General features: G+C 49.5%; 19 protein-coding genes. 8 read left to right on the plus strand and 11 right to left on the minus strand.

The window, feature by feature from the left end; all coding sequences use genetic code 11:
• Positions 1-26 precede the first annotated feature (26 nt).
• Positions 27-845, plus strand: a complete 819-nt coding sequence (locus GCE9029_RS11445; protein WP_062663397.1) for a DUF2059 domain-containing protein — start codon at positions 27-29, stop codon at positions 843-845.
• 60 nt (positions 846-905) lie between these two features.
• On the opposite strand, the gene GCE9029_RS11450 is transcribed toward GCE9029_RS11445, so the two are convergent.
• The 6 genes from GCE9029_RS11450 to GCE9029_RS11475 form a co-directional block, all read right to left on the minus strand.
• Positions 906-1,169 carry a glutathione S-transferase N-terminal domain-containing protein gene (locus GCE9029_RS11450; protein WP_062663398.1) on the minus strand — a complete coding sequence of 88 codons (264 nt, stop codon included), beginning with the start codon at positions 1,167-1,169 and terminating at the stop codon, positions 906-908.
• 89 nt (positions 1,170-1,258) lie between these two features.
• Positions 1,259-1,960, minus strand: a complete 702-nt coding sequence (locus GCE9029_RS11455) for an SDR family oxidoreductase (RefSeq protein ID WP_062663399.1) — start codon at positions 1,958-1,960, stop codon at positions 1,259-1,261.
• Between the two features lie 71 nt (positions 1,961-2,031).
• On the minus strand, positions 2,032-5,124 hold the full coding sequence (locus GCE9029_RS11460) for a beta-galactosidase (protein ID WP_062665606.1): 3,093 nt from the start codon (positions 5,122-5,124) through the stop codon (positions 2,032-2,034).
• 45 nt (positions 5,125-5,169) lie between these two features.
• Entirely contained in the window at positions 5,170-7,317 is a 2,148-nt protein-coding gene (locus tag GCE9029_RS11465) for an alpha-galactosidase (protein WP_062663400.1), read from the minus strand.
• Between the two features lie 55 nt (positions 7,318-7,372).
• A complete protein-coding gene (locus GCE9029_RS11470) occupies positions 7,373-8,383 on the minus strand; it encodes a substrate-binding domain-containing protein (protein WP_062663401.1) in 1,011 nt (336 codons plus the stop codon).
• Positions 8,384-8,432: 49 nt separating this feature from the next.
• Positions 8,433-9,563, minus strand: a complete 1,131-nt coding sequence (locus GCE9029_RS11475) for an ABC transporter ATP-binding protein (protein WP_062663402.1) — start codon at positions 9,561-9,563, stop codon at positions 8,433-8,435.
• Between the two features lie 286 nt (positions 9,564-9,849).
• On the opposite strand from GCE9029_RS11475, the gene GCE9029_RS11480 reads away from it, so the two are divergent.
• From GCE9029_RS11480 to GCE9029_RS11495, 4 genes are all read left to right on the plus strand, one after another.
• Positions 9,850-10,692, plus strand: coding sequence for a carbohydrate ABC transporter permease (locus GCE9029_RS11480; RefSeq protein WP_438356871.1), 843 nt, complete (start codon positions 9,850-9,852; stop codon positions 10,690-10,692).
• 1 nt (position 10,693) lies between these two features.
• Positions 10,694-11,545, plus strand: coding sequence for a carbohydrate ABC transporter permease (locus GCE9029_RS11485; RefSeq protein WP_062663404.1), 852 nt, complete (start codon positions 10,694-10,696; stop codon positions 11,543-11,545).
• A gap of 61 nt (positions 11,546-11,606) precedes the next feature.
• A complete protein-coding gene (locus tag GCE9029_RS11490) occupies positions 11,607-12,812 on the plus strand; it encodes an ABC transporter substrate-binding protein (protein WP_438356872.1) in 1,206 nt (401 codons plus the stop codon).
• Between the two features lie 157 nt (positions 12,813-12,969).
• On the plus strand, positions 12,970-13,332 hold the full coding sequence (locus GCE9029_RS11495) for a hypothetical protein (RefSeq protein ID WP_062663406.1): 363 nt from the start codon (positions 12,970-12,972) through the stop codon (positions 13,330-13,332).
• A gap of 34 nt (positions 13,333-13,366) precedes the next feature.
• Here GCE9029_RS11495 and GCE9029_RS11500 read toward each other — a convergent pair whose 3' ends face one another.
• From GCE9029_RS11500 to GCE9029_RS11510, 3 genes are all read right to left on the minus strand, one after another.
• Positions 13,367-14,122: a nitrilase-related carbon-nitrogen hydrolase gene (locus GCE9029_RS11500; protein ID WP_062663407.1), complete on the minus strand. Its 756-nt coding sequence runs from the start codon at positions 14,120-14,122 to the stop codon at positions 13,367-13,369.
• Positions 14,123-14,304: 182 nt separating this feature from the next.
• On the minus strand, positions 14,305-14,670 hold the full coding sequence (locus GCE9029_RS11505; RefSeq protein ID WP_062663408.1) for a cupin domain-containing protein: 366 nt from the start codon (positions 14,668-14,670) through the stop codon (positions 14,305-14,307).
• Positions 14,671-14,927: 257 nt separating this feature from the next.
• On the minus strand, positions 14,928-15,827 hold the full coding sequence (locus tag GCE9029_RS11510) for a DMT family transporter (protein ID WP_062663409.1): 900 nt from the start codon (positions 15,825-15,827) through the stop codon (positions 14,928-14,930).
• 442 nt (positions 15,828-16,269) lie between these two features.
• Between GCE9029_RS11510 and GCE9029_RS11515 the strand changes: the two genes are divergently transcribed.
• The 3 genes from GCE9029_RS11515 to hppD all read left to right on the plus strand — a co-directional run bounded on the left by GCE9029_RS11515 (position 16,270) and on the right by hppD (position 18,916).
• Entirely contained in the window at positions 16,270-17,169 is a 900-nt protein-coding gene (locus tag GCE9029_RS11515) for an AraC family transcriptional regulator (protein ID WP_062663410.1), read from the plus strand.
• Positions 17,170-17,304: 135 nt separating this feature from the next.
• Positions 17,305-17,652: a DUF2750 domain-containing protein gene (locus GCE9029_RS11520; RefSeq protein ID WP_062663411.1), complete on the plus strand. Its 348-nt coding sequence runs from the start codon at positions 17,305-17,307 to the stop codon at positions 17,650-17,652.
• Between the two features lie 190 nt (positions 17,653-17,842).
• A complete protein-coding gene (hppD, locus tag GCE9029_RS11525; RefSeq protein WP_062663412.1) occupies positions 17,843-18,916 on the plus strand; it encodes a 4-hydroxyphenylpyruvate dioxygenase in 1,074 nt (357 codons plus the stop codon).
• Between the two features lie 50 nt (positions 18,917-18,966).
• On the opposite strand, the gene GCE9029_RS11530 is transcribed toward hppD, so the two are convergent.
• Complete coding sequence (locus GCE9029_RS11530) at positions 18,967-19,647, minus strand: flagellar brake protein (protein ID WP_062663413.1); 681 nt, start codon at positions 19,645-19,647, stop codon at positions 18,967-18,969.
• A gap of 27 nt (positions 19,648-19,674) precedes the next feature.
• The gene (locus GCE9029_RS11535; RefSeq protein ID WP_063856883.1) at positions 19,675-20,457 is read right to left on the minus strand and encodes a substrate-binding periplasmic protein; all 783 of its coding nucleotides are present in this window, start codon (positions 20,455-20,457) and stop codon (positions 19,675-19,677) included.
• Between the last annotated feature and the right edge of the window lie 53 nt (positions 20,458-20,510).

Raw genomic sequence — 20,510 nt, forward strand, 5'->3', positions numbered from 1 at the left:
AAAAACCTCTATTAAGGACAAAAAACATGTTCCAACAAGCTGTAAAATGGACGCTCTATTTAATGATGTTCTGTGTTGCTGGCTTCGCTCAGGCAGCCTCAGACAAATCTCTCAATGCACTCCTTAAAGCCTCCGGCATTGAAGAAATGGTGAATCAATTCCCCGACACCGTCAAAGCCGGTATTCTGGAAGCGCAGCAACAACAAGGTGCGCTGCCAGAGAAAGATCTGGATGCCATGATCCTCTCTGTTGATGAAACGATTGTTCCCGCCAATATTCTCGCAGGTATCCGAAAATCGCTCTCCGGCGAGTTAAACGATCAGCAAATTGCTGGTTTGATGACATGGTATGAATCGCCGCTCGGGAAATCTTTTACTGAAGCTGAGGCAAAAAGCGGGACAGAAGAAGCCTTTGCAGCAATGTCTGCAGAAGCGCCAAAGCTGATGCAAAACCAGGAGCTTATTGCTCAAGTACAGAAAATCGACCAACTTCTGAATGCGACCAACCTTACCGTTAACTTTTTTGAGCAAGTTCAGATGGCGATATTTGCGGGCCTGATGTCCGCGCTTCAGCCTGATCTTCCGTTAGACATGAGTGAAATGAAAAAGGAACTCAATGCTGTACGTCAGCAATCCACGGCGAACGTACAACAGATGGTGCATGTCTCATTGGCCTATGCCTACAAAGATTTCAAACCAGAAGAGCGTGAGCAATACATTGCGTTCCTATCCGCGCCTGATGCGAGCCGTTTTAATCAAACAGCGTTGAAAAGCATGATGGATCAGCTTGAAGCAAGCTTTATGGGCTGGGCAAAAAGTGTCGGTGAGAAAAAGCGCGAATCTTAACGTTCCGGCTGAAAACAAAAAACGCCGCTAGCGGCGTTTTCTTTTGGCTGGAGTCAGCAGTTACTTAGCGAAGTTTTCTTCGAAGTACTCGATGATGTCATCAGACTCATACATCCATTCAACGGTGCCGTCGTCGTGCTCAATACGCAGACAAGGCACCATGCCCCGGCCGCCTTCACTCACCAGTTCTTGGTAAGCTTCTCGATCAGCACCCGCATCGACCAACGCCACATCAAGATTCATCATCTTCAATGCCGCGCGGACTTTGAGGCAGAATGGGCAGTAGTTTTTGTGGTAAAGGCTGTGAGCATTTAAATCAGGCATACTTCTTCCTTTTTGATTGTGAATGGTCTTGCTCGGCATAAGACCCATGTTTTTGAATATTTTATTCATTGCTAAAGTAATAAGCTTAATCACCACGGAATCTCTTGTCCTTGGTAATTCAGAAAACGTCCACTGTCTTTGATTTCAAGACTTTCCAGCACTGCATAAAGTCCCTGTGCAGATTCATCCGCTGAAATGAGTGCATTGGGCCCACCCATCTCGGTTTGTACCCAACCCGGATGCAATGCGATAGCGATGATGCCTTGCGAAGACAAATCGTTGGACAGACTTTTCACGACGGAATTAAGTGCCGCTTTGGATGAGCGATAGATATATCCTCCACCTGAGGTGTTTTCCGTCATGCTGCCTACTTTGGATGAAACTGCTGCGAAGGTACCTTTGGTTGCCAAAAGGTGGGGATAAAATGCCTCTGCGATTTTGAGAGGGGCGAGGGTATTGATTTCGAGCACCTTGCGCCATTCATCCATATCCGTATTGCCAAATCCATAGCCTTTCGGGCCATAGTAGCCAGCATTATTGAGGATAAGGTCGAACTGTTTGCCAGAGAGTGATTGAGCCAATGCATCAATGGCGGCGTGGTCAGTCACATCCAGCGCGTGGATACTGAGCGATTCATACTGGGTAGCAAGTGCATTCAGGTCAGTGGCTTCGAAGGGTTGGCGGCAACAGGCATCGACATGCCAACCTGCGTCTAAATAGATTTGGGTGAGTGCGAGCCCAATACCACGGTTTGCACCCGTGATGAGCAAATATTTGGAAGAGTTGGCCATCATCATTCCCTAGGTTTGGGTATTAATGTGATGGCCATTTTAGCAAATTCTTAGGTCAACAGACTTTGCTATCAGTCCCTTTTCATCGAGAGTGTCAAAGCATAACGGTAGTGCGCTGCATCGAGCAGGAATTCCGGATGAACACTTGGACTCCAGGAATCATCGCCGCCAACACCCATGTGATAACCATCAATGCGCAGATAGATGTGATCGTCCCGGATCAGTTCTTCCTGATGCTTGGCTTCAGTCAGGTTTTCCTGACTGTAGCGGCTTACAGAGAAATGGAACATGCCTTCAATGCGCAGGTTGTCGATATCCAACTGTCGAACGTCACAGCGCAGTCCATTCTCAGACGGGAAGATATATGGCGTGTGCATGTCATCAATGCTTGATAAATAGCGACTCACCATGGCACCCGCTTTGCGGTCGGGGTAGTTCTCAAACGGTCCACGTCCAAACCAGGCGACAGAATCCGTGAGGGGCAATGCCAATTCCAAACCAACCCGCGGAAGTGACGGTAAATCCTGCGCCACGTTGACATCGACAGTCAGGGCAATGGTGCCTGAAAGATCAACTTCGTAGCGCCATAGTGTGCTGATCACCATAGCACCGCCAATGAAGTAGCCGTGATGGGAGCGAATTTGTACCGTGTCAGAAAGTACATCGACGGTGTTAAACAGGTTCTCGTGACGCAAATCGAACAACCCTGATTGCTGCCACTTGCCGAGCCAGGCATTGGGATCAGGTCGGTCGGCTTCGCTCGCGCCAATGTCGTTGTCTATAGGCGGACGGATGAAGTTGTCTTTGGGCGCGTCGAGAAGCTGTTCTTCTCCGTCGATCAACCAACGCACCAAATGACCACTTTGCTTGTCGAAATCCAGCTCGAAATGATCGCCTTTTACTGTCCAGTGATCCGGCTCATCAATCACATCAGGCAGTCTGTCGGGAGCCAGCTCTGGTGACTGTAGCGCGCGGTAAACCGGCAGTACTAATTGCCCCCAGCCAATGACGGCTCCTTCAGGTGCCCAAGCTTCATCTGCTGAGAGAGCCACTTCCAGATTGAGAAAGTACTCCTGATTATGTTTTGGGTACGGCAAGGACTTGGCGAGCTCAATCTGTGCGTTTTTCCCTGCCAGAAGATGAAGCGCAGCTTCGCCACTGGCGACCTGTTTACCATTGCCCTGAATCGACCAACGGAGCGTGAGGTTTTCCGGTGCATGGAACTGGTACTCATTACTGATAGCCACCACCAGCGGGTACGTGCCTTCCAGTTTATAGCTGAAGCGCTGCTGGTGGAATTTAGCTTCGAACGCTGTTGGGTGCGGTGTTCTGTCTGGGAACATCAGGCCGTTGATACAGAACTGGCGGTCGTTAGGTGTGTCACCAAAATCTCCGCCGTAACACCATTGGCTACCTTGATCATCTTTCCGGGAAATGCCCTGGTCGACCCAATCCCAAATAAAGCCACCCTGAAGGCGGGGATAACGGCGGAAAGCTTCCCAGTACTTATCAAAACTACCAAGACTGTTGCCCATGGCATGAGCATATTCACAAAGAATCAGCGGTCGACTCTCATTGGGTAGGCCAATCCACTTGGACAGCGCCCATTTTGGTAAGCCAAGGTCAGTTTGATCCTGTTCGACACGCGCATACATAGGGCAAATGATGTCTGTTGCCGCGGTGTCCGCACCACCGCCTTCGTACTGCACGGGTCTGCTGGGATCGCGCTGTTTGACCCATTGGTACATGGCGTGGTGGTTGTTTCCGATGCCGGATTCGTTACCCAGCGACCAGATGATGATACAAGGGTGGTTTTTATCGCGTTCCACCATGCGTGTCACACGTTCGGTGTAAGCACTTAGCCATTCTGCGTTGTCGGAGAGCTGGCACATTGGCTCCATACCGTGGGTTTCGATATTGGCTTCATCAACCACATAGAGCCCAAGTTTGTCGCACAGATTGTAAAATGCAGGGTGGTTGGGGTAGTGCGATGTGCGTACAGCGTTGAAGTTGAATTGCTTGATGAGCTTAAGATCTTCTTCAATGTCTTCCACAGTTTGCACGTACCCTTTTTCCGGGTGGAATTCGTGACGGTTCACACCACGAACAAGTGCTGGGAGGTCGTTGATTTTCAGTACACCATCGCTAATGCCAACTTGCCGGAAACCCACGTTGCAGGCTTCGATATCAACGGGTTCATCGTTCTCGTCCAGCAGCATAATGACCAAACGGTAGAGATGCGGATCTTCGTCGCTCCAAAGTCTTGGGCAGGAAACGATGAGTGAATGTTCACAACGATCGCCCCAGGCACCACGCTCATCAATCACACGCTGACCACATTCAGCTATCACTAATCCGCTGAGATCTGTGCCTTCGTCAAACAGCTGAATAGCCACTTTGCTGTACTTGCCCTGAAGCTTGGAGGTGACATTCAAAGTGCCGACATGGTGGGTGGGGTCGAGTACGGTTTGTACACTGAAATCTGCTATTTGGTCTTTGGGCTTTTTACGCAGGGTCACATCGCGGAAGATGCCGCTTAGCCACCACATGTCCTGATCTTCGAGGTAGCTGCCATCACTCCAACGCAGCACGACTGCGGTAATTTGGTTTTCGCCGAGTGTGACGAAAGGGCTGAGGTCGAACTCGGCAGGCAGGCGGCTGTCCTGACTGTATCCCACAAAATGCCCATTACAGAAAAGGTAAAGCGCGGAGCAGACGCCGTCAAAACAGATCAGAGTTTGTTCATCGAGCCAGCCTTCAGGTAACTGGAATGTGGTACGGTACACCGCAGTCGGATTTTTCTCCGGCACCTTGGGTGGTTCCACGTCAAAGGGGTACTGCACATTGGTATAAATGGGAATGTCGTTAGTGTCTTCAAGCTGCCAGTTAGAAGGTACGGGGATCGTGCGCCAGTTTGCGTCGTCGAATTCTCGGTTTGTGGTTTCAGAAGGCACAGATTCTGGCGCATCATAAAGTGAAAACTGCCAGTCACCGTTCAGGGAAATACGACGTCGCGAAACAGGAATGGCGTTGTACTGATCTTCTAGCGCGGCCTCCACACTCGGATACGACGCCATAGGGCAATGCGCCGGTAGGCGGTTTAACTGAGTGACAGCGGGATTTTCCCATTGACGACGGCGGATCAACTCTGCAAATCGGGTCATGTTGTGGTTCTCAAACTCGTTCATTCAAGGCGGGCCATGGAACGTTTACGATTCAACGGTAAAGGACAACAGCATGGCACTTTCTGGATCCATTACTGGCAAGCTTAGTCCAATTTGACTGAGCTGGTCGCCGTTAACGACCTGAGTTTTTTCAATCCAGACAGGAAGATGCTTCATGGTTTTATTGAAAGCGGCAGGTACATCAACTACCTCAACACGGTAGCTTTTATCCCCGCTAAGAATTGGCATCTTCAGTCGTTGACCGAGTGCATGTTCAGGCATGGTTAATTGCACGACGGCAAGCAACACGACGCTTTCATCCATCACACCATAGATATGAGTACCGGGATCTACCGAAGGCAGAATGAAGGATGTGCCGCTATGAAGAAGCGGACGATATTGCTTGTGCAGAGCAATGTATTTAGAAAATGCCCGCAACTCGCTGTCTTCCAACCCTTGAGGGTCGAGCTCTGCGCCCATGTGTCCGAAAAGGGCGGTAATGCCGCGCAGTGACATGTCATGGCAGCGCCTTGTGGTGTGGCTGAGTCTGGGACCAATATGACTGCCCATGACTTCCGGCGGGAAAAACAGTTGCATGCCACGCTGAATGGTTTGTCTCTCGAGAGCGTCGTTGCAGTCGGACGTCCAGAATCTATGGGTGCGTTTAAGCACTTCAAAATCCACGCGCCCACCCCCTGACGCGCAGGATTCTATCTCCACGTAGGGGTGCTTTTCGCGTAATGCGTCTATCAATCGATAAAGCGCCAGTGTTTGCCCATGGTAAGCGGCATGGCCTTGATGGGCCGATTGCACCAACTCGCGGTTCATGTCCCATTTGAGGTAGCCAATGTTGTATTCCGTCATCAGGCTATCGAGTGATGAAAGCAAGTAATCGAAAGCTTCGGGGTTTTGTAGATCGAGCAAAAACTGGCTTCTACCGGCAGGTTGCTGGTAGCCTAGTTCATCCATGCCAAGCATCCATTCCGGATGCGCGCGATACAGCGCCGAGTTTTTGCACACCATTTCCGGCTCGACCCAAAGACCAAACTCCATACCAAGCTGGTTGATGTGGTCAATGACGGGCTTAAAGCCTTCAGGATATTTTCGTTTGTCGACCTGCCAGTCACCCAAGGCACAAGTGTCATCATCCCTATCAGTAAACCAACCATCATCCACAATAAAGCGTTCGACACCGAGCCTTGCCACTGCTGTGGCCATTTCCATAATGCGGTGTGGCTCATGGTCGAAATAGATGCCTTCCCAGGTGTTGAAATGCACCGGACGCAACTTAGGTTGCGGAAAATCTAAAATCTGATGGCGCACAAACTGGTGGAAACGCTGCATAATGCCATTCAGCCCTTCTGCACTGAATACGGCAAAAAGCTCGGGCGTTGAGAAGCTTTCGCCCGGTGCGATGGAGACTTCTCCCGGTGCGAGCAGTGCTTCAGCTTGCAAATAACGTCGGCCATCGCTTTTCACCTGAGCTTGAACGCGATGGTTGCCGCTCCAGCCCAAATGCATTCCTATCAGATCGCCGCGCAGCTCATTAGTGTCTTTTTGTAACGCAATCAAGCCAGGAAAGTACTCGTGGGATGTGCGTCCACGACGGTTTTCCTGCACGTATCCGCCGTGCTTGAATGAAAGGCGTTGCTGGTGGAACTCATGGGACCAACGCCCATGTAAGCTGATTAAATCAATAAAATCATCATTCACAGGAAGAGTGAGTGCGAGTCTCTGAAGCGCATATTCTGTTGTGCCAGTGTTGGTCAGTTTATGGCTGAGGGTCAGGACATCTGTGTCTTCATCAAGCGAGAGCCTTGAACAAACTTCAAGTCCGGCACGGGGGTCGCTCATGGTAATGGTGGCGCAACTAAGGGTTGCGGTAACGGAGATAACTTCAAAGACTGGTGCCCAGTCTTTTCCGTTTCGATGCCCCTCAATGCCCGGGCTACCGAAATCACCTCGGCCTTGCTCGGGGATCAGAGCCAGCGGAATGGCGACGTCGAGTCTGGCCTGTCCAACGGGAAGATCGAAAAGGGCACCACTGAGTGGCGCTTCTGCATCTATCTTTTTGCCCCAGTAAACGATGGCCGGAGCAGGTTGCATCATTAAGACAATGCTTGTTTTCGCTGATTGCAGATGTACATAACGTTCAGAGGCAGCACTGTTTGTCTGCACGGGCTTTTTCACCATGAATCCATTCCCCTCATTTGGCGCTTAACGCCCAATAATTTCCGTATTCTTGACTCTATTCGCTTGGTTTAGCGACAGAGTTTCTTTTAATCAGTGTAGGTGTGTAATTGCCTTTTTCATCACGCATAGGCTCTTGGCTTGATAACGCGATAGCTTGCTCTGCGGCAAGTGCGGCCATTTCCTCAATCGGATAGCGCACCGATGTGAGTTTTGGGTGGAGATAGCGTGCGATAAGGCTGTCATCGAAGCCGACAACCGAGACATCTTCCGGCACGCGAAAGTCACGGTCAGTCAGCGCGGTCATTGCTCCTGCTGCCATGATGTCGTTGTAACAAAATACTGCGCTAAGGCGCGGGTTATCTGCCATAAGTTTGGCCATCGCCCGCTCACCACCTGTTTCGTCAGGGGTATCGAATGCCATCATCACCGGATGGGTCTCATCGGTGACGCGATAGGTATTCAGCGCGTCTTCATAACCTTGCTGGCGTTGCACCGTATCTTCGATGGGGTGGCTGGAACCTATGTACGCCACATAGCGGTGGCCTTGTTCAATTAAATGTTCGGTTGCAAGGAATGCACCGCGGTAGTTATCAAGAAAGATGCAGCGGTCTTCGAGCCCGGGGATCAGACGGTTGATAAACACCATGGCACCGTGTTCTTCGGAAAAGTCGCGGAGTGTGTCGTCATCCAGCGCTTTGCTGTGCACGATAAGCGAGGCGACCTGATTCTGGATCAATGATTCAATCGCCTGCTTTTCCCTTGCCGCTTCGTGATAGCCATTGCCAATCAAGAGGTGATGACCTTGCTGGTGGGCAATGGTATCAACGTGTTTAACCAAGGAGCCAAAGAAGGGGTCGGATACATCTGCCACCACGACACCAATAGCAAGGCTTCGCTTGCTCACCAAGGTGCGTGCGGCGGCATTCGGGCGATAGCCTAAATCCCGCATGGTGCGTTTCACCAAATCGGCAGTATCCGGTTTGGTGAGCGGCGAGCCATTGATTACACGGGACACAGTGGCAACCGATACGCCGGCATGGCGCGCGACATCTTTAATGGTTGCCATGGAACTGTGCTCCCATGGTTGTGCCGGATAGCGGCATTGTCATTGTGCTTTACTCCTGCGCATTGGCAGTGAGTGGGACCGGGTCATCACCCTCTGGGCGATGGATCAACGCCTGTTCATTGCTGTCGAACAGGTGAATATCGTCCGGTGAACAGTGCAGAGAGACGGTCTGGAAAGCTTTCACGGCATTGTCGCCGGGAATGTGAACCTTGAATCCATCTTCGCCGCAATATTGGCCGAACAGGTAGGTACTGTTGCCAAGGCGTTCCACCACTTCACTGTGAAATTGGAAATTAAAGCCCGGGCCTTCACCGATCTGAATATGCTCAGGTCGGATGCCGACTGTCACTGCTTCGCCTTCGCTGACCTCGCGGTTAACCTTGAGGGTGAGTGTTTGGCCATCAGGCATAGTGACTGCGACTTCATTGCCGTTGGTGGCAGAAATGCGGCCGGGGACAAAGTTCATTTTCGGTGAACCAATGAAACCTGCCACGAACAGATTCGCTGGATTGTGATATAGCGCCAAAGGTGAGCCAACTTGTTCCACATTTCCTGCTCTGAGCACCACGATTTTGTCCGCGAGCGTCATTGCTTCGACCTGGTCATGGGTCACGTAAATCATGGTGTTTTTGAGTTCTTGGTGCAGCTTGGCGATCTGAAGGCGCATTTCAACGCGAAGCTCTGCATCCAGGTTGGAGAGGGGTTCATCGAACAGGAAGACTTTCGGATCTCGCACAATTGCCCGGCCAATAGCGACACGTTGACGTTGACCGCCTGAAAGTGCCTTGGGCTTTCTGTCCAGTAGGGCTTCAAGTTGCAGGGTTTTCGCTGCCCGGTCGACGTGCTTGTCGATCTCCGCTTTGTCCACCCCATTCATTTTCAGTCCAAAGCCCATGTTTTCCCTGACCGTCATATGCGGATAGAGCGCATAAGACTGGAAAACCATGGCGACGCCACGGTCGGCAGGGTCAACATCGTTCACCTCTGTGCTATTGATGGCAATGGTGCCGTCAGAGATGGTTTCGAGACCTGCGACCAGACGCAGCAACGTGGACTTGCCACAACCGGAAGGTCCTACGAATACCACGAACTCTCCCCCGTTGATATCGAGGTCGATACCGTGAATCGTTTCGATTTTACCAAAGCGCTTAATAACATTTCTCAGTGTGATGTCAGCCATACTGCAGTTCCTATGCAATCAATTTCTTTTGGGGTGAGCGGATTTCGTCGTTTCGGTCACCCTTTTTTAAAAATAGGCGGTTTTTCGACGAATGGAAACGTTTACATTGTCCATTTTGTGAACTAGTTTTAAACAATGAACTCGTGATGGTTACATTTTAGTAACAAAAAATGCGTCGGATACCGCGCGTTGTTAGTTCATCAACGTTAAAAAAACAGGACGTAATATGACTGGGCATTCCTCACTAACATCCAAGCCTTCCGCTGTTCAGCGAAGTCAGTTGGCAATGGCTCCATGGATCTTCCTCGCACCTGCAATTTTGGTCTTTGCGGTGTATGTTCTTTACCCCATTGGTCAAAGTGTCTGGCTCAGTTTTTTTGAGTGGGACGGTCTGGGTGAAAAAACCTGGGTTGGCTGGGAAAACTACATTGAGCTTTTCGATTCAGAAGCGTTTTACACCTCTTTGGTGAATAACTTCCTCTGGATGATTCTTTTCATGCTTGCCCCCCCGATTGGTCTTCTGATTGCCCTCTTTCTCAATCAGCAGGTGGCAGGTATCCGCCTTATCAAGGCGCTGTTCTTCTTCCCCTTCGTGATCTCTCAAGTGGTGGTGGGCTTGGTATTCGCCTGGTTCTACGACCCCTCGTTTGGTTTATTGACGCAATTTATTGTCGCGCTGGGATTTGATCCTATCTCAATACTTGCTGATGAAGATCTGGTCACTTACGGCATCATCGCTGCTGGGCTTTGGCCTCAGGTGGCGTACTGCATGATTCTTTACCTGACAGGTCTTAACAACCTTGACCCAGAACAGCTGGAAGCCGCGCGCCTTGACGGCGCAAGGGGCTGGCGAATGATGTGGTACGTGGTGGTGCCGCAGCTCAAACCGGCGACTTTCATCGCCGTGGTTGTGACGGTCATCGGTGCGCTGAGGTCATTTGACTTAGTGGCGACCATGACAGCGGGTGGCCCTTGGGGCAGCTCGACGGTACTGGCGTACCTGATGTATGAAGAGTCAATTTTCAATTACCGTATGGGTTATGGTGCAGCGGTCGCCGTGGTGCTCTTCCTGATTATGGATATCTATATCGCCTGGTTCCTCTGGCGAATGCTGAAAGGAGAGCGTTGATATGTTTCCTAGACCGATTGAACAACGCGGCAAAGTTGCCAACGCTACTTATCGCATCTCGCTCTACATTGCTGTATGTCTTTGGCTGATCCCTCTCGCTGCGGTATTGATGACATCCGTGCGTTCCATCGCCGATATCAATGCCGGTAATTACTGGGGCATGCCCGATGAACTGCAGTTTGTTGAAAACTACACTCAGGTGTTCACAGCAACACCTATGGCGCGCTACCTGCTAAACAGCCTGCTGATTTGTATTCCGGCAGTAGCAGGGGCGGTGGTGTTATCGACCCTCGCGGGCTTCGCATTGGCGAAATATAAGTTTCGCGCCAACATCTGGCTCTTTGCTCTGTTTATCGGCGGCAACTTTGTCCCGTTTCAGATTCTGATGATTCCGGTCCGTGACCTGACGATCAGCCTTGGTCTTTATGACACCCACTGGGCGCTGATTTTCTTCCATGTTGCCTTCCAAGCCGGTTTCTGCACCCTCTTTATGCGTAACTTTATGGTCGGTATTCCCGATGCCCTGATTGAGGCAGCCCGTGTAGAAGGGGTCAGCGAGTGGCGCATTTTCTGGTACGTGGTTCTCCCATTAGTGAGACCCGCACTGGCAGCTTTGTCTGTTTTGGTCTTTACCTTTATTTGGAACGACTTTTTCTGGGCACTGGTGCTCGTTCAAAGTGATGAAGTTCGTCCTGTCACCGCAGGCCTGAACGCATTGCAAGGACAATGGCTTGCATCCTGGCAGTACATGTCCGCAGGCGCAGTCATCGCTGCACTTCCGCCTGTGGCACTGTTTTTCACGATGCAACGCCACTTTATTGCTGGATTAACCTTGGGCGCTACCAAAGGTTGATCCCGGTTTAACGAAAGTAAGGATGAAGGATATGAGAACGCTTGCTAAGAAAAGCTTGGGCATGATCAGCGGTCTGATGCTGGCGCTCAGTGGTTCAGTAACCGCAGGGACGCTGGTGATCAACTCTGATGCCTCAGACCCCGCTCCAAAGAAAGCGTGGGCAGAGGTGATTGAAAAGTTCGAACAGGCTAACCCGGACATCAAGGTGAAATATAACCTTTATGACCACGAAGCCTACAAGACCACGATTCGCAACTGGCTGGTGACTTCCCCACCTGATGTGGTGTTCTGGTACGCGGGTAACCGCATGAAAACCTTTGTAGATCGCGGTCTTTTTGAAGATGTGAGCGACATGTGGCAAGCCAATGGCATGACCACGGACTTCGCAAGTGCCATGCCAGCTATGACGGTTAAAGGTAAGCAATATGGTGTGCCCTACACCTATTACCAGTGGGGCATCTACTACCGTAAAGACCTGTTCGAAAAATACGGTATTGCGGTACCTAAAACCTGGGAAGATTTGGTCGCTGCTTCTAAAACGCTGAAAGACAATGGTGTGACGCCATTTACTATTGGTACCAAGTATCTATGGACAGCGGCAGGCTGGTTCGATTACCTGAACATGCGCGTCAATGGTCTCGACTTCCATATCGACCTGATGGACGGCAAAGTGCCTTATACCGACCCGCGCGTAAAAGCGGTGTTTGAAAAATGGAACGATTTGGTTGAACCGGGCTACTACCTCGACAATCACGCGTCTTACTCATGGCAGGAAGCGCAACCGTTCCTGTATAACGGTGAAGCTGCGATGTACCTGATGGGTAACTTCCTCGCTGCGAACTTTACTGATGAAGTGCGTCCAAATATGGGCTTCTTCCAGTTTCCAGTGATTGATGCCAACGTGCCAATGGCAGAAGATGCACCAATGGATACGCTGCACATTCCTTCTAAAGCGAAGAATAAAGAAGATGCGCGTAAGTTCCTGGCGTTTGTTGCGCAGCCTGAAATCCAGACCATGATCAACGACGCGCTGCTGCAAATTCCAACCAACAACAAAGCAACACCGAAGGAAGATGAGTTCCTGAATGCAGGTGTGGTGATGTTGGGCGAAGCTGCAGGGACAGCGCAGTTCTATGACCGTGACACCGACCCAGCTATGGCGAAAGAAGGTATGAAGGGTTTCCAGCAATACATGGTTCACCCAGATCGTATCGACAAGATCCTAGAGAAATTGGAAAAAACGCGTAAGCGTACTTTCAAGCAATAATCGATATATCAAATCGTTAGATGCAGAAGCGAGCGTTATTGAATAACGCTCGCTTTTTTATACATATATGAGAGAGGAAAATTTATGCCGTACGCTATCGGCTTGTACTAAATTTAAGATCCCATTGTGTAAAACGATTTTCTGACGGGAAAGGGCAATGCCAAATCTGATCAACACCAGTTACTCGAACAATATGTACCTCAATGCTCGCCAGCGCGAGAAGGATGAGGCGCAATATGGTGCGCGTAATGACAGTGTGAAAACAGATCAGTCGCTGACCCCCGCAGAGCGCGCTGAAATGCTCAGAAAAGAGCGCGAAGAGAAAATGAAAGCGGACAAAGCGCAGGAAGAATCGCCACAGCGTGGAGATTACCGTGGCCTTATAGATCGCGTTGCTGAGCAGGAAGCCAAAATGGCGAAATTTTCCGCTTATACCCAGGGTCAGCAGCAACTTTTAAAGCAGGTCGAGAAAACCATCACGCCGAATGCTGGCGAGACGAGTTACAACTTCAAGGTTTAGTGTCCGTAGCGCTTTCATTGGCTGGCGATACCAATCAAATATCCACCACTTCCAAGTCGTGCTCTAACGTGTCATATATCCCAATACAAACCTTGTTGGCTGGCATGTAAAGAGGCGCATCTCCAGGCTTGAGTATTTGGCTGCCGCCCATGTCTTTATCTCCTATAAAATTGAGCGCATGAGGCCAATTACACTGGATCAGGATAGCGTTTGTTGTATCTGATAGAGCCTTTGGTGCTTTTGCATCAGCAGCTTGATCGCGCTTGCAGCCGGAGAGTGAGCGAGGCGCTGCTTCCATATATCCTGGCCATATAATGATATCTGGCATGTCGGGAGAGACTTCATTGAGAAACCAGTCGATGTCATCAATTTCTCTGCAAATCACGACTCCAATGTCTAGGCCGTTGAGTGAGTAATTGCTTCGACCGGATCCCTCTGAAAATATACGCCTTTCGCTCGGTGTTAGGCCGACTTTGTGCCAACGAGACAACAAAGTCCCGCAGTGGCCAAGTAAAAGGTAGCTGTTGTATATCGCATCGTCGCAATAGGTCAGTGCCCCAACCATGATGTTTACTCTTGCTTGATATGCTGAGCTAGCAAGGAAATCAATAGCTTGCCGTGTGCTCTCTTGGTTGGAATGATTGAGTACTTCTCGATGGAAACCTGCTGTAGAAAGCTCTGGGAAGATAAGAAGATCCAGATAACTGTAGCGAGCGCAAATCCTGGATATTTCACGGATATTTTCTTCAAGGGTCCATGACATGGACATTTGGACAACGCCAACTTTCAAAAATACCTCCTGTAACGTTCACTCATTCACGTTAGTAATCAGCTTGTTGGAGGTTAATCTGCCATAAAGTTGTTTTGGAAAAATCAGTAGAAGAGACATGCGCGAGGGATGTCATGAGAGTCGTTGAAATGCATGTTAAAACAGCTAAGCAAAGCTGCCATAGTTTGAGTCGGTTTACTCGCTTAAATCCATTCCTGCGCATCTGTTGACACTGTGACATCAGTTTCCAGCGTACCTGTATGCTGGGTGGAAGCTGGTTCAATCATCATGAAGTGAGTATCTTCCTTTGCGATCGGACAATGTTCCACACCTTTTGGCACCACAAACAATTCGCCGGGATGGAGCACAATGTCTCTGTCGCGAAGCTTTAATGTCAGCTGACCCTTCAGCACCAGAAACAGTTCATCCTCATTCTCATGGCTATGCCATACAAGTTCACCACTTCCTTTGGCGATCTTCACCAATTGCCCGTTAGATTCAGCGATGATTTTAGGCGTCCAGATTTCGTTAAACAGTGAAAATTTGTTGGTCAGGGTAATTTTGTCCATCACATTACTTCCTTTGTTTGGGTATGAGCTTTTATGGCCATATTTTGGCCACCATTGTTCGCCATAATGCCATTTATTAACGCCTGTATTGCCCGCTTTGTTCGCTTTAATCACCTAATCAAACAAGAGAGGGAAAGACGATGAAAAAGCACCCAACCAAACACTCATTTACGCTCGGCATCCCATCCTGGCTTTGGCCGGTTTTGATCAGCATGGTTTGGGTTATTCAGCTGGCGGCAGAATAAAAAATAGAGCGCTTAGCGGTGTGCGTGGTACCAGCGCTTTACAGGCTCAGGTAAGCCAAACACACGCAGGTTTCCGCCAACAACCAGCATCACACCAAGCACCGATTGCCATGTCCATTCATAGTCTTCAAAAATGGTAGAGAGAGATAAGGCAACCAGTGGGAATAGGACGGTGCAGTAAGCCGCTTTAGCCGCGCCAATGCGACCAACCAATGCAAGGTAGGTATTGAATCCGACCACAGAGCCAATGATGGCGAGATAAACCAACGCTGATACATATAACGGCGTGGTGGTGAAGGCGAGTGAGTGCCCCATCAGCAAAACGATGGCGAACAGATACAGCGCGCCATAACCCATGGCCCAGCCCGTTGTTGGCAACAGTGGCATGCCTTTTTGTTGGGCGCGGGCAGAAACCAGATTACCCATAGAAAAGAAATAGGTGCCAACAAAGGTAACGCCAAGGCCAAGCAAAATGGTGATATCCATGGCGGAGTGGATGAACTGGGCACCAAACAGCATCAATACGCCGGAGAAGCCCATTAGTGCGCCCTGAATAAAAGAAGCATCTGGTCGTTTTTTCTCAAGCCACCAGAGGTTAAGGGCGTTCAGGATTGGGGCGAGGGAAAAGACTACCGCGTTTAGGCCACTTGGAATGTATTGCGTAGCGAAGTAAAAACAGAGAAAGTTGTTCGAGAAAAGGCAAAGCGCCAACAGCACCGCCATCTTGTGATTTTCTATGGTAAGGCGGGGCAGCTTGCCACGAATGGCAAGCCATGCCAGAAGCGCAGCGGATGCAATAGCAAATCGCCACCCCACAGAGACAACCACCGGAGTATCTCCAATCTGGAAGGCTATCGCCAACCAGGTGGTTCCCCAGATTAAAACCGTGATGACGTACAGCGATGCGTTCATGACTTCCCCTTTTCGAGGGGCTGTTGGCCTTTGGTGATGATTTTTGCAGCAGTTTGTGGGGATTTTATGCAAGGCAGAGGCTTCGATGTGTAGCTAGCCTACATGAGAAGCCGATAACGCAGCAGAAATTCCCCACAAACGCTGCCCGAAGGGTTCTGCCCTAAGCGTTTTATGCTTTGTTGAGGTGTATTTGCTTAGAATAACTAGGCGGCACACACCTCGCCGCGCCTAAAACGCTTATGGCTAGAACAAAATTTAACCACCAAAGATCAACAGCCCCTAACGCCAACTATCGTTGTTTTTTCGTCAATCTATCTTCGAGCCATTTTTTACGCTTCCAGCATCTTGCGGTTTTTATAGATTCTTGCGCTTTTTTCCCTCGAAGCATGTTCAACCAGCGGAAGTGCCGATATATTGAAAAAGAGAAAGGAGTGGTATTTCAATGGACAAGGATTCGTCTCAAACCCTCAAAAGGCAGCGTGTTTACAATGTGTTGAAGGACAACACGGCGCGGCTGCACAATGAAATCTGGCAGGATAATGGCTTGGGGTCAGCCGTATGGAGTAACAGTCACGGCAGCGCCAGCTATGAAAAGCCGGGTCATCATACGTTGAGTTTCTATCTAAGCGGAGGACAGAACACCAAGCGCTGTTTGTCTGGCGGCGATATGTTTGGCGGGGAGGACAAACTCTGTCTAATGCCGACTGATCATCGTTCGCAATGGTCTTTTGCCGATCCTTTTAGCTTCTTCCATTTTTACTTCGAGCAAAAACATCTACAGAACTTTGCTGAGCAGGTATTCGACAAAGAAGGGCGGCATATTGAGCTTAAAGAATGCACTTTCGTTGATGACCCCTTCGTGAATCAACTGGTACGTCAGACCATGCTGCAGTTGGACTGGGAAAGTGATACCGACAAGCTGATGATGTCTCATGCCCAGCAAATGTTGCTGCTACATCTGGTACGTCGTTATTGCCAGCTGCCTTTGCAATTGCCGCAATCGCAGGGTGGGCTCTCTCCGCAAAACCAAAGACTGGTCATGGAGTACATTGAAAGCCACCTCATGCAGTCTTTTACCTTGGCTGATTTGGCAACCTTGACGCAACTTAGTGAATTCCACTTCGCCCGCATGTTCAAAACCAGTTTTGACTGCACGCCACACCAATACGTTTTGTCACGCCGTATTGCACGCGCAAAAGATTTACTTCAGGAAAATATCCTGCCACTGGCTGAGATCGCGATGGCTTGTGGATTCTCTTCTCAACAGCACCTTTCCCAGCAGTTTAAACAACGTGTTGGCATGACGCCCGCCGCTTTCCGTAAGGCACAAAACCGCCGCTAATGTGGGTTTGAAAGCGCTTCTGCATGATCCTCACTTTTAATACACGTCTTTGCTTCTGTGGCGCTTAGATTGAGAAGTTGGGAAGGCTGAATTCCCAACTTGGTCATTTATTGCGACGCATAGGAGAGAGCCTGCATGACGACCGAAAATACAGCGCCTGTTGAGCATTTTGTTGATGCATCCCGTCAAACTGGCGCTATCTGGGGTTTACACTGTAAAGATGGGTGGGTGATCTGTGACTCAGCCATCTATGAAGACACGGATGTGATGCCGTTCTGGTCAACACGGGAAGCCGCTGAAATTCACTGTGTTGATGAATGGTCTGAATTTGCTCCCGTCGCTATTCCCCTTGAAGAATTTGTCGATGAATGGCTGGTGGATCTGGCGAATGATGCCGTTATGCTTGGACCAGATTGGGGGGATGATCTCAGTGGTGAAGAGATCGAGCCCAGAGAGCTAGCTGAAAAATTCGTTTTACAGTAGATAGTTACGCTTCTCTGTCAATCTGAGTGTACAAAATCTTCTTTACAGCGTGCTCTTCTGTAGCACGCCCTCTTGCGTTGCCTTCTAACGTTACCGACTGCTATTCCTAATTAAGTGAATTAACAAGGCTGTAACAACTTTCGGTTTGTTACAGCCAATTGCAAGGGATCGCGGATTAGGAGGATTAACGATGACACAGACAACAATCAACCCAATGGGAACTGACGGCTTCGAGTTTGTTGAATACACCGCACCGAATGCGAAGGGCATTGCTGATCTGAAGAATCTGTTTTCGCTGATGGGATTCGCCGAGATTGCGAAACATAAACATAAAAATGTGTGGCTCTATCGCCAAGGAGATATCAATTTCATTGTGAACGGTGAAATTGACTCACAGGCGGAAGGTTTTGCCAAAGTGCATGGTGCCAGCGTGAACGCTATGGCATTTCGCGTGCAGGATGCGCGACATGCGGTGGATTACGCCGTCAAGCAAGGTGCTACGGCGTGTGAAGCACGTGTGGGGCCAATGGAGCTGAACATTCCGGCAATCCACGGCATCGGCGATTCCTACTTGTATCTCGTTGACCGCTACGGTGACAACGAAATCTACGACATCGATTTTGACTACTACCCAGACTGGCGTGAGCGCCTTTCCGCATCTGATGCGGGTCTGCAGGTGATTGATCACCTGACCCATAATGTTGAAAAAGGCAACATGGATACATGGGCTGATTTTTACGATCGCATTGCGAACTTCAAAGAAATCCGTTTCTTTGATATTGAAGGAAAGCTTACGGGGTTGAAGTCACGCGCTCTAACTGCGCCTTGTGGCAAAATCCGCATCCCTATCAATGAGTCTAGCGACGACAAATCCCAAATTGCCGAATACCTCAAAGAATACAACGGTGAAGGCATACAGCACATTGCGCTCAGCACAGATGACATCTACAAAACCGTGGAGTCACTGAGAAGCCGCGGTATGCGCTTTATGGATACGCCAGACACTTACTACGAGAAAGTGAACACGCGTGTTGAAGGGCACGATGAGAGCGTTGATCAGTTGCGCGATCTGAGAGTGCTGATTGATGGCAATGTGGAAACAGGCATCCTGCTGCAGATATTCACAGATACCGTTATTGGCCCTGTGTTCTTTGAAATCATTCAGCGAAAAGGGAATCAGGGATTTGGTGAGGGTAACTTCCAGGCTCTGTTTGAGTCGATTGAACTTGACCAAATTCGCCGCGGCGTTTTGGATGCGGGATAATCAGCATTTCCTTTTATAATGAAAAAACAGGCCAATTGGCCTGTTTTTCGTTATACGTCCAGTGACCTGTCATTCGCCCGCATATCAAAGAGCAACTGGTAGAAAAATTCTTTGCGCAGCGTCGAGCTGCTCTCATCAAAGCGAACACCTGCCGTGGGAGGCTCTTTGTCGTTATTGACCGTGACGACCTTGCCCGTGATTACACCTTTCAAATCACTACCATATTCAATATGAATTTTCAGGGTCTCATCTTCAAAGAACAGGTGTTCATCGCCGGAGGCTGAAAGGCAGCAGCCGGAGACAGAGTAATCGACAAGACGCCCTTTGAAAGGGCCATCGTCAGCGTCGATACGTACTGTGAGATTTGTATCTATGCGAGGCTCCTGGCGAATTTGGCGGTGAGCAATGCTTTCCGGTAAGGAGACAATCAAGAGACGGATTGGTTTTTGAATCACTCCCATCACTAGGGAGCGAAACGCAATCACATCACGGAATTCACTGTCAGTGATGGCGCGGATAATCAGCTCGTTGTTGGGAATAAAAAAACGCTCAATGATGGGGTCGTTGCCGCTCGGGCAATCAATCAATAAAAACTGGTCTTTACGATAACCAACGATGCGAGAGGTTACCTGGGTTTTACGTGGATCGTCTGAAAGCTCTATGTTCAGTCTGGCACCAACCGACAAAAGCCGGTAAAAACTGTCTTGCGATTCCTTTTTAACTGCCTGCATAAAACTGCTCTCTCCCCAAAATGGCGATCATAAATAACCGCCAATGATACTGGCTAGCTCCCCGTTATCTCGCATCTCCTGTATGCGTTTATCCATAAACTCCTGAAGCTCAGGGCTGATTCCGGGCGAGTAAGCCAAATGAATGTTGTATTTCGGGATGAGGTTATTCACCTCATAGAGTGTGTATTCATTTTGGGTATATCCAAGACGCTTAAGGTGGTATTTGAGGCGAAGGTCCATTTCGACAAAACCGCCAACGTTTTTAAGACGATCAACCACGCGGAAGGCAGAATCATAGTTCTTGACCCGAACCTCACTGACGGCTCCGTTTCTTATTTGCTCTTCAAGGCCGGGATAGTCAAACCCAAAAAGCAAAACGGCGATTTTCCCGTTCAGATCTTCTGGCGTTTGGTACACAAATTCGGAGTCGGTTCGACTGAGAATACTGTGCTCTACTTCAAGAATTGGGAATTTGGAGAGATTCGCTGCCTGCATGTCGCCCCATGCCGGACTACCGTAAGTGACCCAATTTTTATCTTTATTTTTATTTAATTCAGCAAGGTAGCGATTGAAGGGGTAAGTGTGAATGACTATCTGGTGCTCGGTGCCTTCAAATGCCTGTTTAAGTACGTCCGTGACTATGCCACGATGGTTCGTACCTTTGTCCTGAATTTGCAGTGGTTCAGCCTGATCCTGGATAACGAAATATTCCAGCATCGCTGCCGAAACAGGAGCAGAAAACAGGGAAAGTAACAGCGGATAGAAGATGACGCGATTAACAGTACAGCGAATGGATTGCTTTTCAGACATTGTTTTGACCATCCATGTTTACAAATCGTGGCTATTCTTACAGGTGGGTGCTC

This window comes from Grimontia celer (genome assembly GCF_900055185.1).
Lineage (GTDB): Bacteria > Pseudomonadota > Gammaproteobacteria > Enterobacterales > Vibrionaceae > Enterovibrio > Enterovibrio celer.

What these genes read in the sequence shown, in the direction of transcription:
- GCE9029_RS11445 (WP_062663397.1), top strand. Translation starts at nt 27, where the DNA reads ATGTTCCAACAAGCTGTAAAATGGACGCTCTATTTAATGATGTTCTGT.
- GCE9029_RS11450 (WP_062663398.1), bottom strand. Translation starts at nt 1,169, where the DNA reads ATGCCTGATTTAAATGCTCACAGCCTTTACCACAAAAACTACTGCCCA.
- GCE9029_RS11455 (WP_062663399.1), bottom strand. Translation starts at nt 1,960, where the DNA reads ATGGCCAACTCTTCCAAATATTTGCTCATCACGGGTGCAAACCGTGGT.
- GCE9029_RS11460 (WP_062665606.1), bottom strand. Translation starts at nt 5,124, where the DNA reads ATGACCCGATTTGCAGAGTTGATCCGCCGTCGTCAATGGGAAAATCCC.
- GCE9029_RS11465 (WP_062663400.1), bottom strand. Translation starts at nt 7,317, where the DNA reads ATGGTGAAAAAGCCCGTGCAGACAAACAGTGCTGCCTCTGAACGTTAT.
- GCE9029_RS11470 (WP_062663401.1), bottom strand. Translation starts at nt 8,383, where the DNA reads ATGGCAACCATTAAAGATGTCGCGCGCCATGCCGGCGTATCGGTTGCC.
- GCE9029_RS11475 (WP_062663402.1), bottom strand. Translation starts at nt 9,563, where the DNA reads ATGGCTGACATCACACTGAGAAATGTTATTAAGCGCTTTGGTAAAATC.
- GCE9029_RS11480 (WP_438356871.1), top strand. Translation starts at nt 9,850, where the DNA reads ATGGCTCCATGGATCTTCCTCGCACCTGCAATTTTGGTCTTTGCGGTG.
- GCE9029_RS11485 (WP_062663404.1), top strand. Translation starts at nt 10,694, where the DNA reads ATGTTTCCTAGACCGATTGAACAACGCGGCAAAGTTGCCAACGCTACT.
- GCE9029_RS11490 (WP_438356872.1), top strand. Translation starts at nt 11,607, where the DNA reads ATGATCAGCGGTCTGATGCTGGCGCTCAGTGGTTCAGTAACCGCAGGG.
- GCE9029_RS11495 (WP_062663406.1), top strand. Translation starts at nt 12,970, where the DNA reads ATGCCAAATCTGATCAACACCAGTTACTCGAACAATATGTACCTCAAT.
- GCE9029_RS11505 (WP_062663408.1), bottom strand. Translation starts at nt 14,670, where the DNA reads ATGGACAAAATTACCCTGACCAACAAATTTTCACTGTTTAACGAAATC.
- GCE9029_RS11510 (WP_062663409.1), bottom strand. Translation starts at nt 15,827, where the DNA reads ATGAACGCATCGCTGTACGTCATCACGGTTTTAATCTGGGGAACCACC.
- GCE9029_RS11515 (WP_062663410.1), top strand. Translation starts at nt 16,270, where the DNA reads ATGGACAAGGATTCGTCTCAAACCCTCAAAAGGCAGCGTGTTTACAAT.
- GCE9029_RS11520 (WP_062663411.1), top strand. Translation starts at nt 17,305, where the DNA reads ATGACGACCGAAAATACAGCGCCTGTTGAGCATTTTGTTGATGCATCC.
- hppD (WP_062663412.1), top strand. Translation starts at nt 17,843, where the DNA reads ATGACACAGACAACAATCAACCCAATGGGAACTGACGGCTTCGAGTTT.
- GCE9029_RS11530 (WP_062663413.1), bottom strand. Translation starts at nt 19,647, where the DNA reads ATGCAGGCAGTTAAAAAGGAATCGCAAGACAGTTTTTACCGGCTTTTG.
- GCE9029_RS11535 (WP_063856883.1), bottom strand. Translation starts at nt 20,457, where the DNA reads ATGTCTGAAAAGCAATCCATTCGCTGTACTGTTAATCGCGTCATCTTC.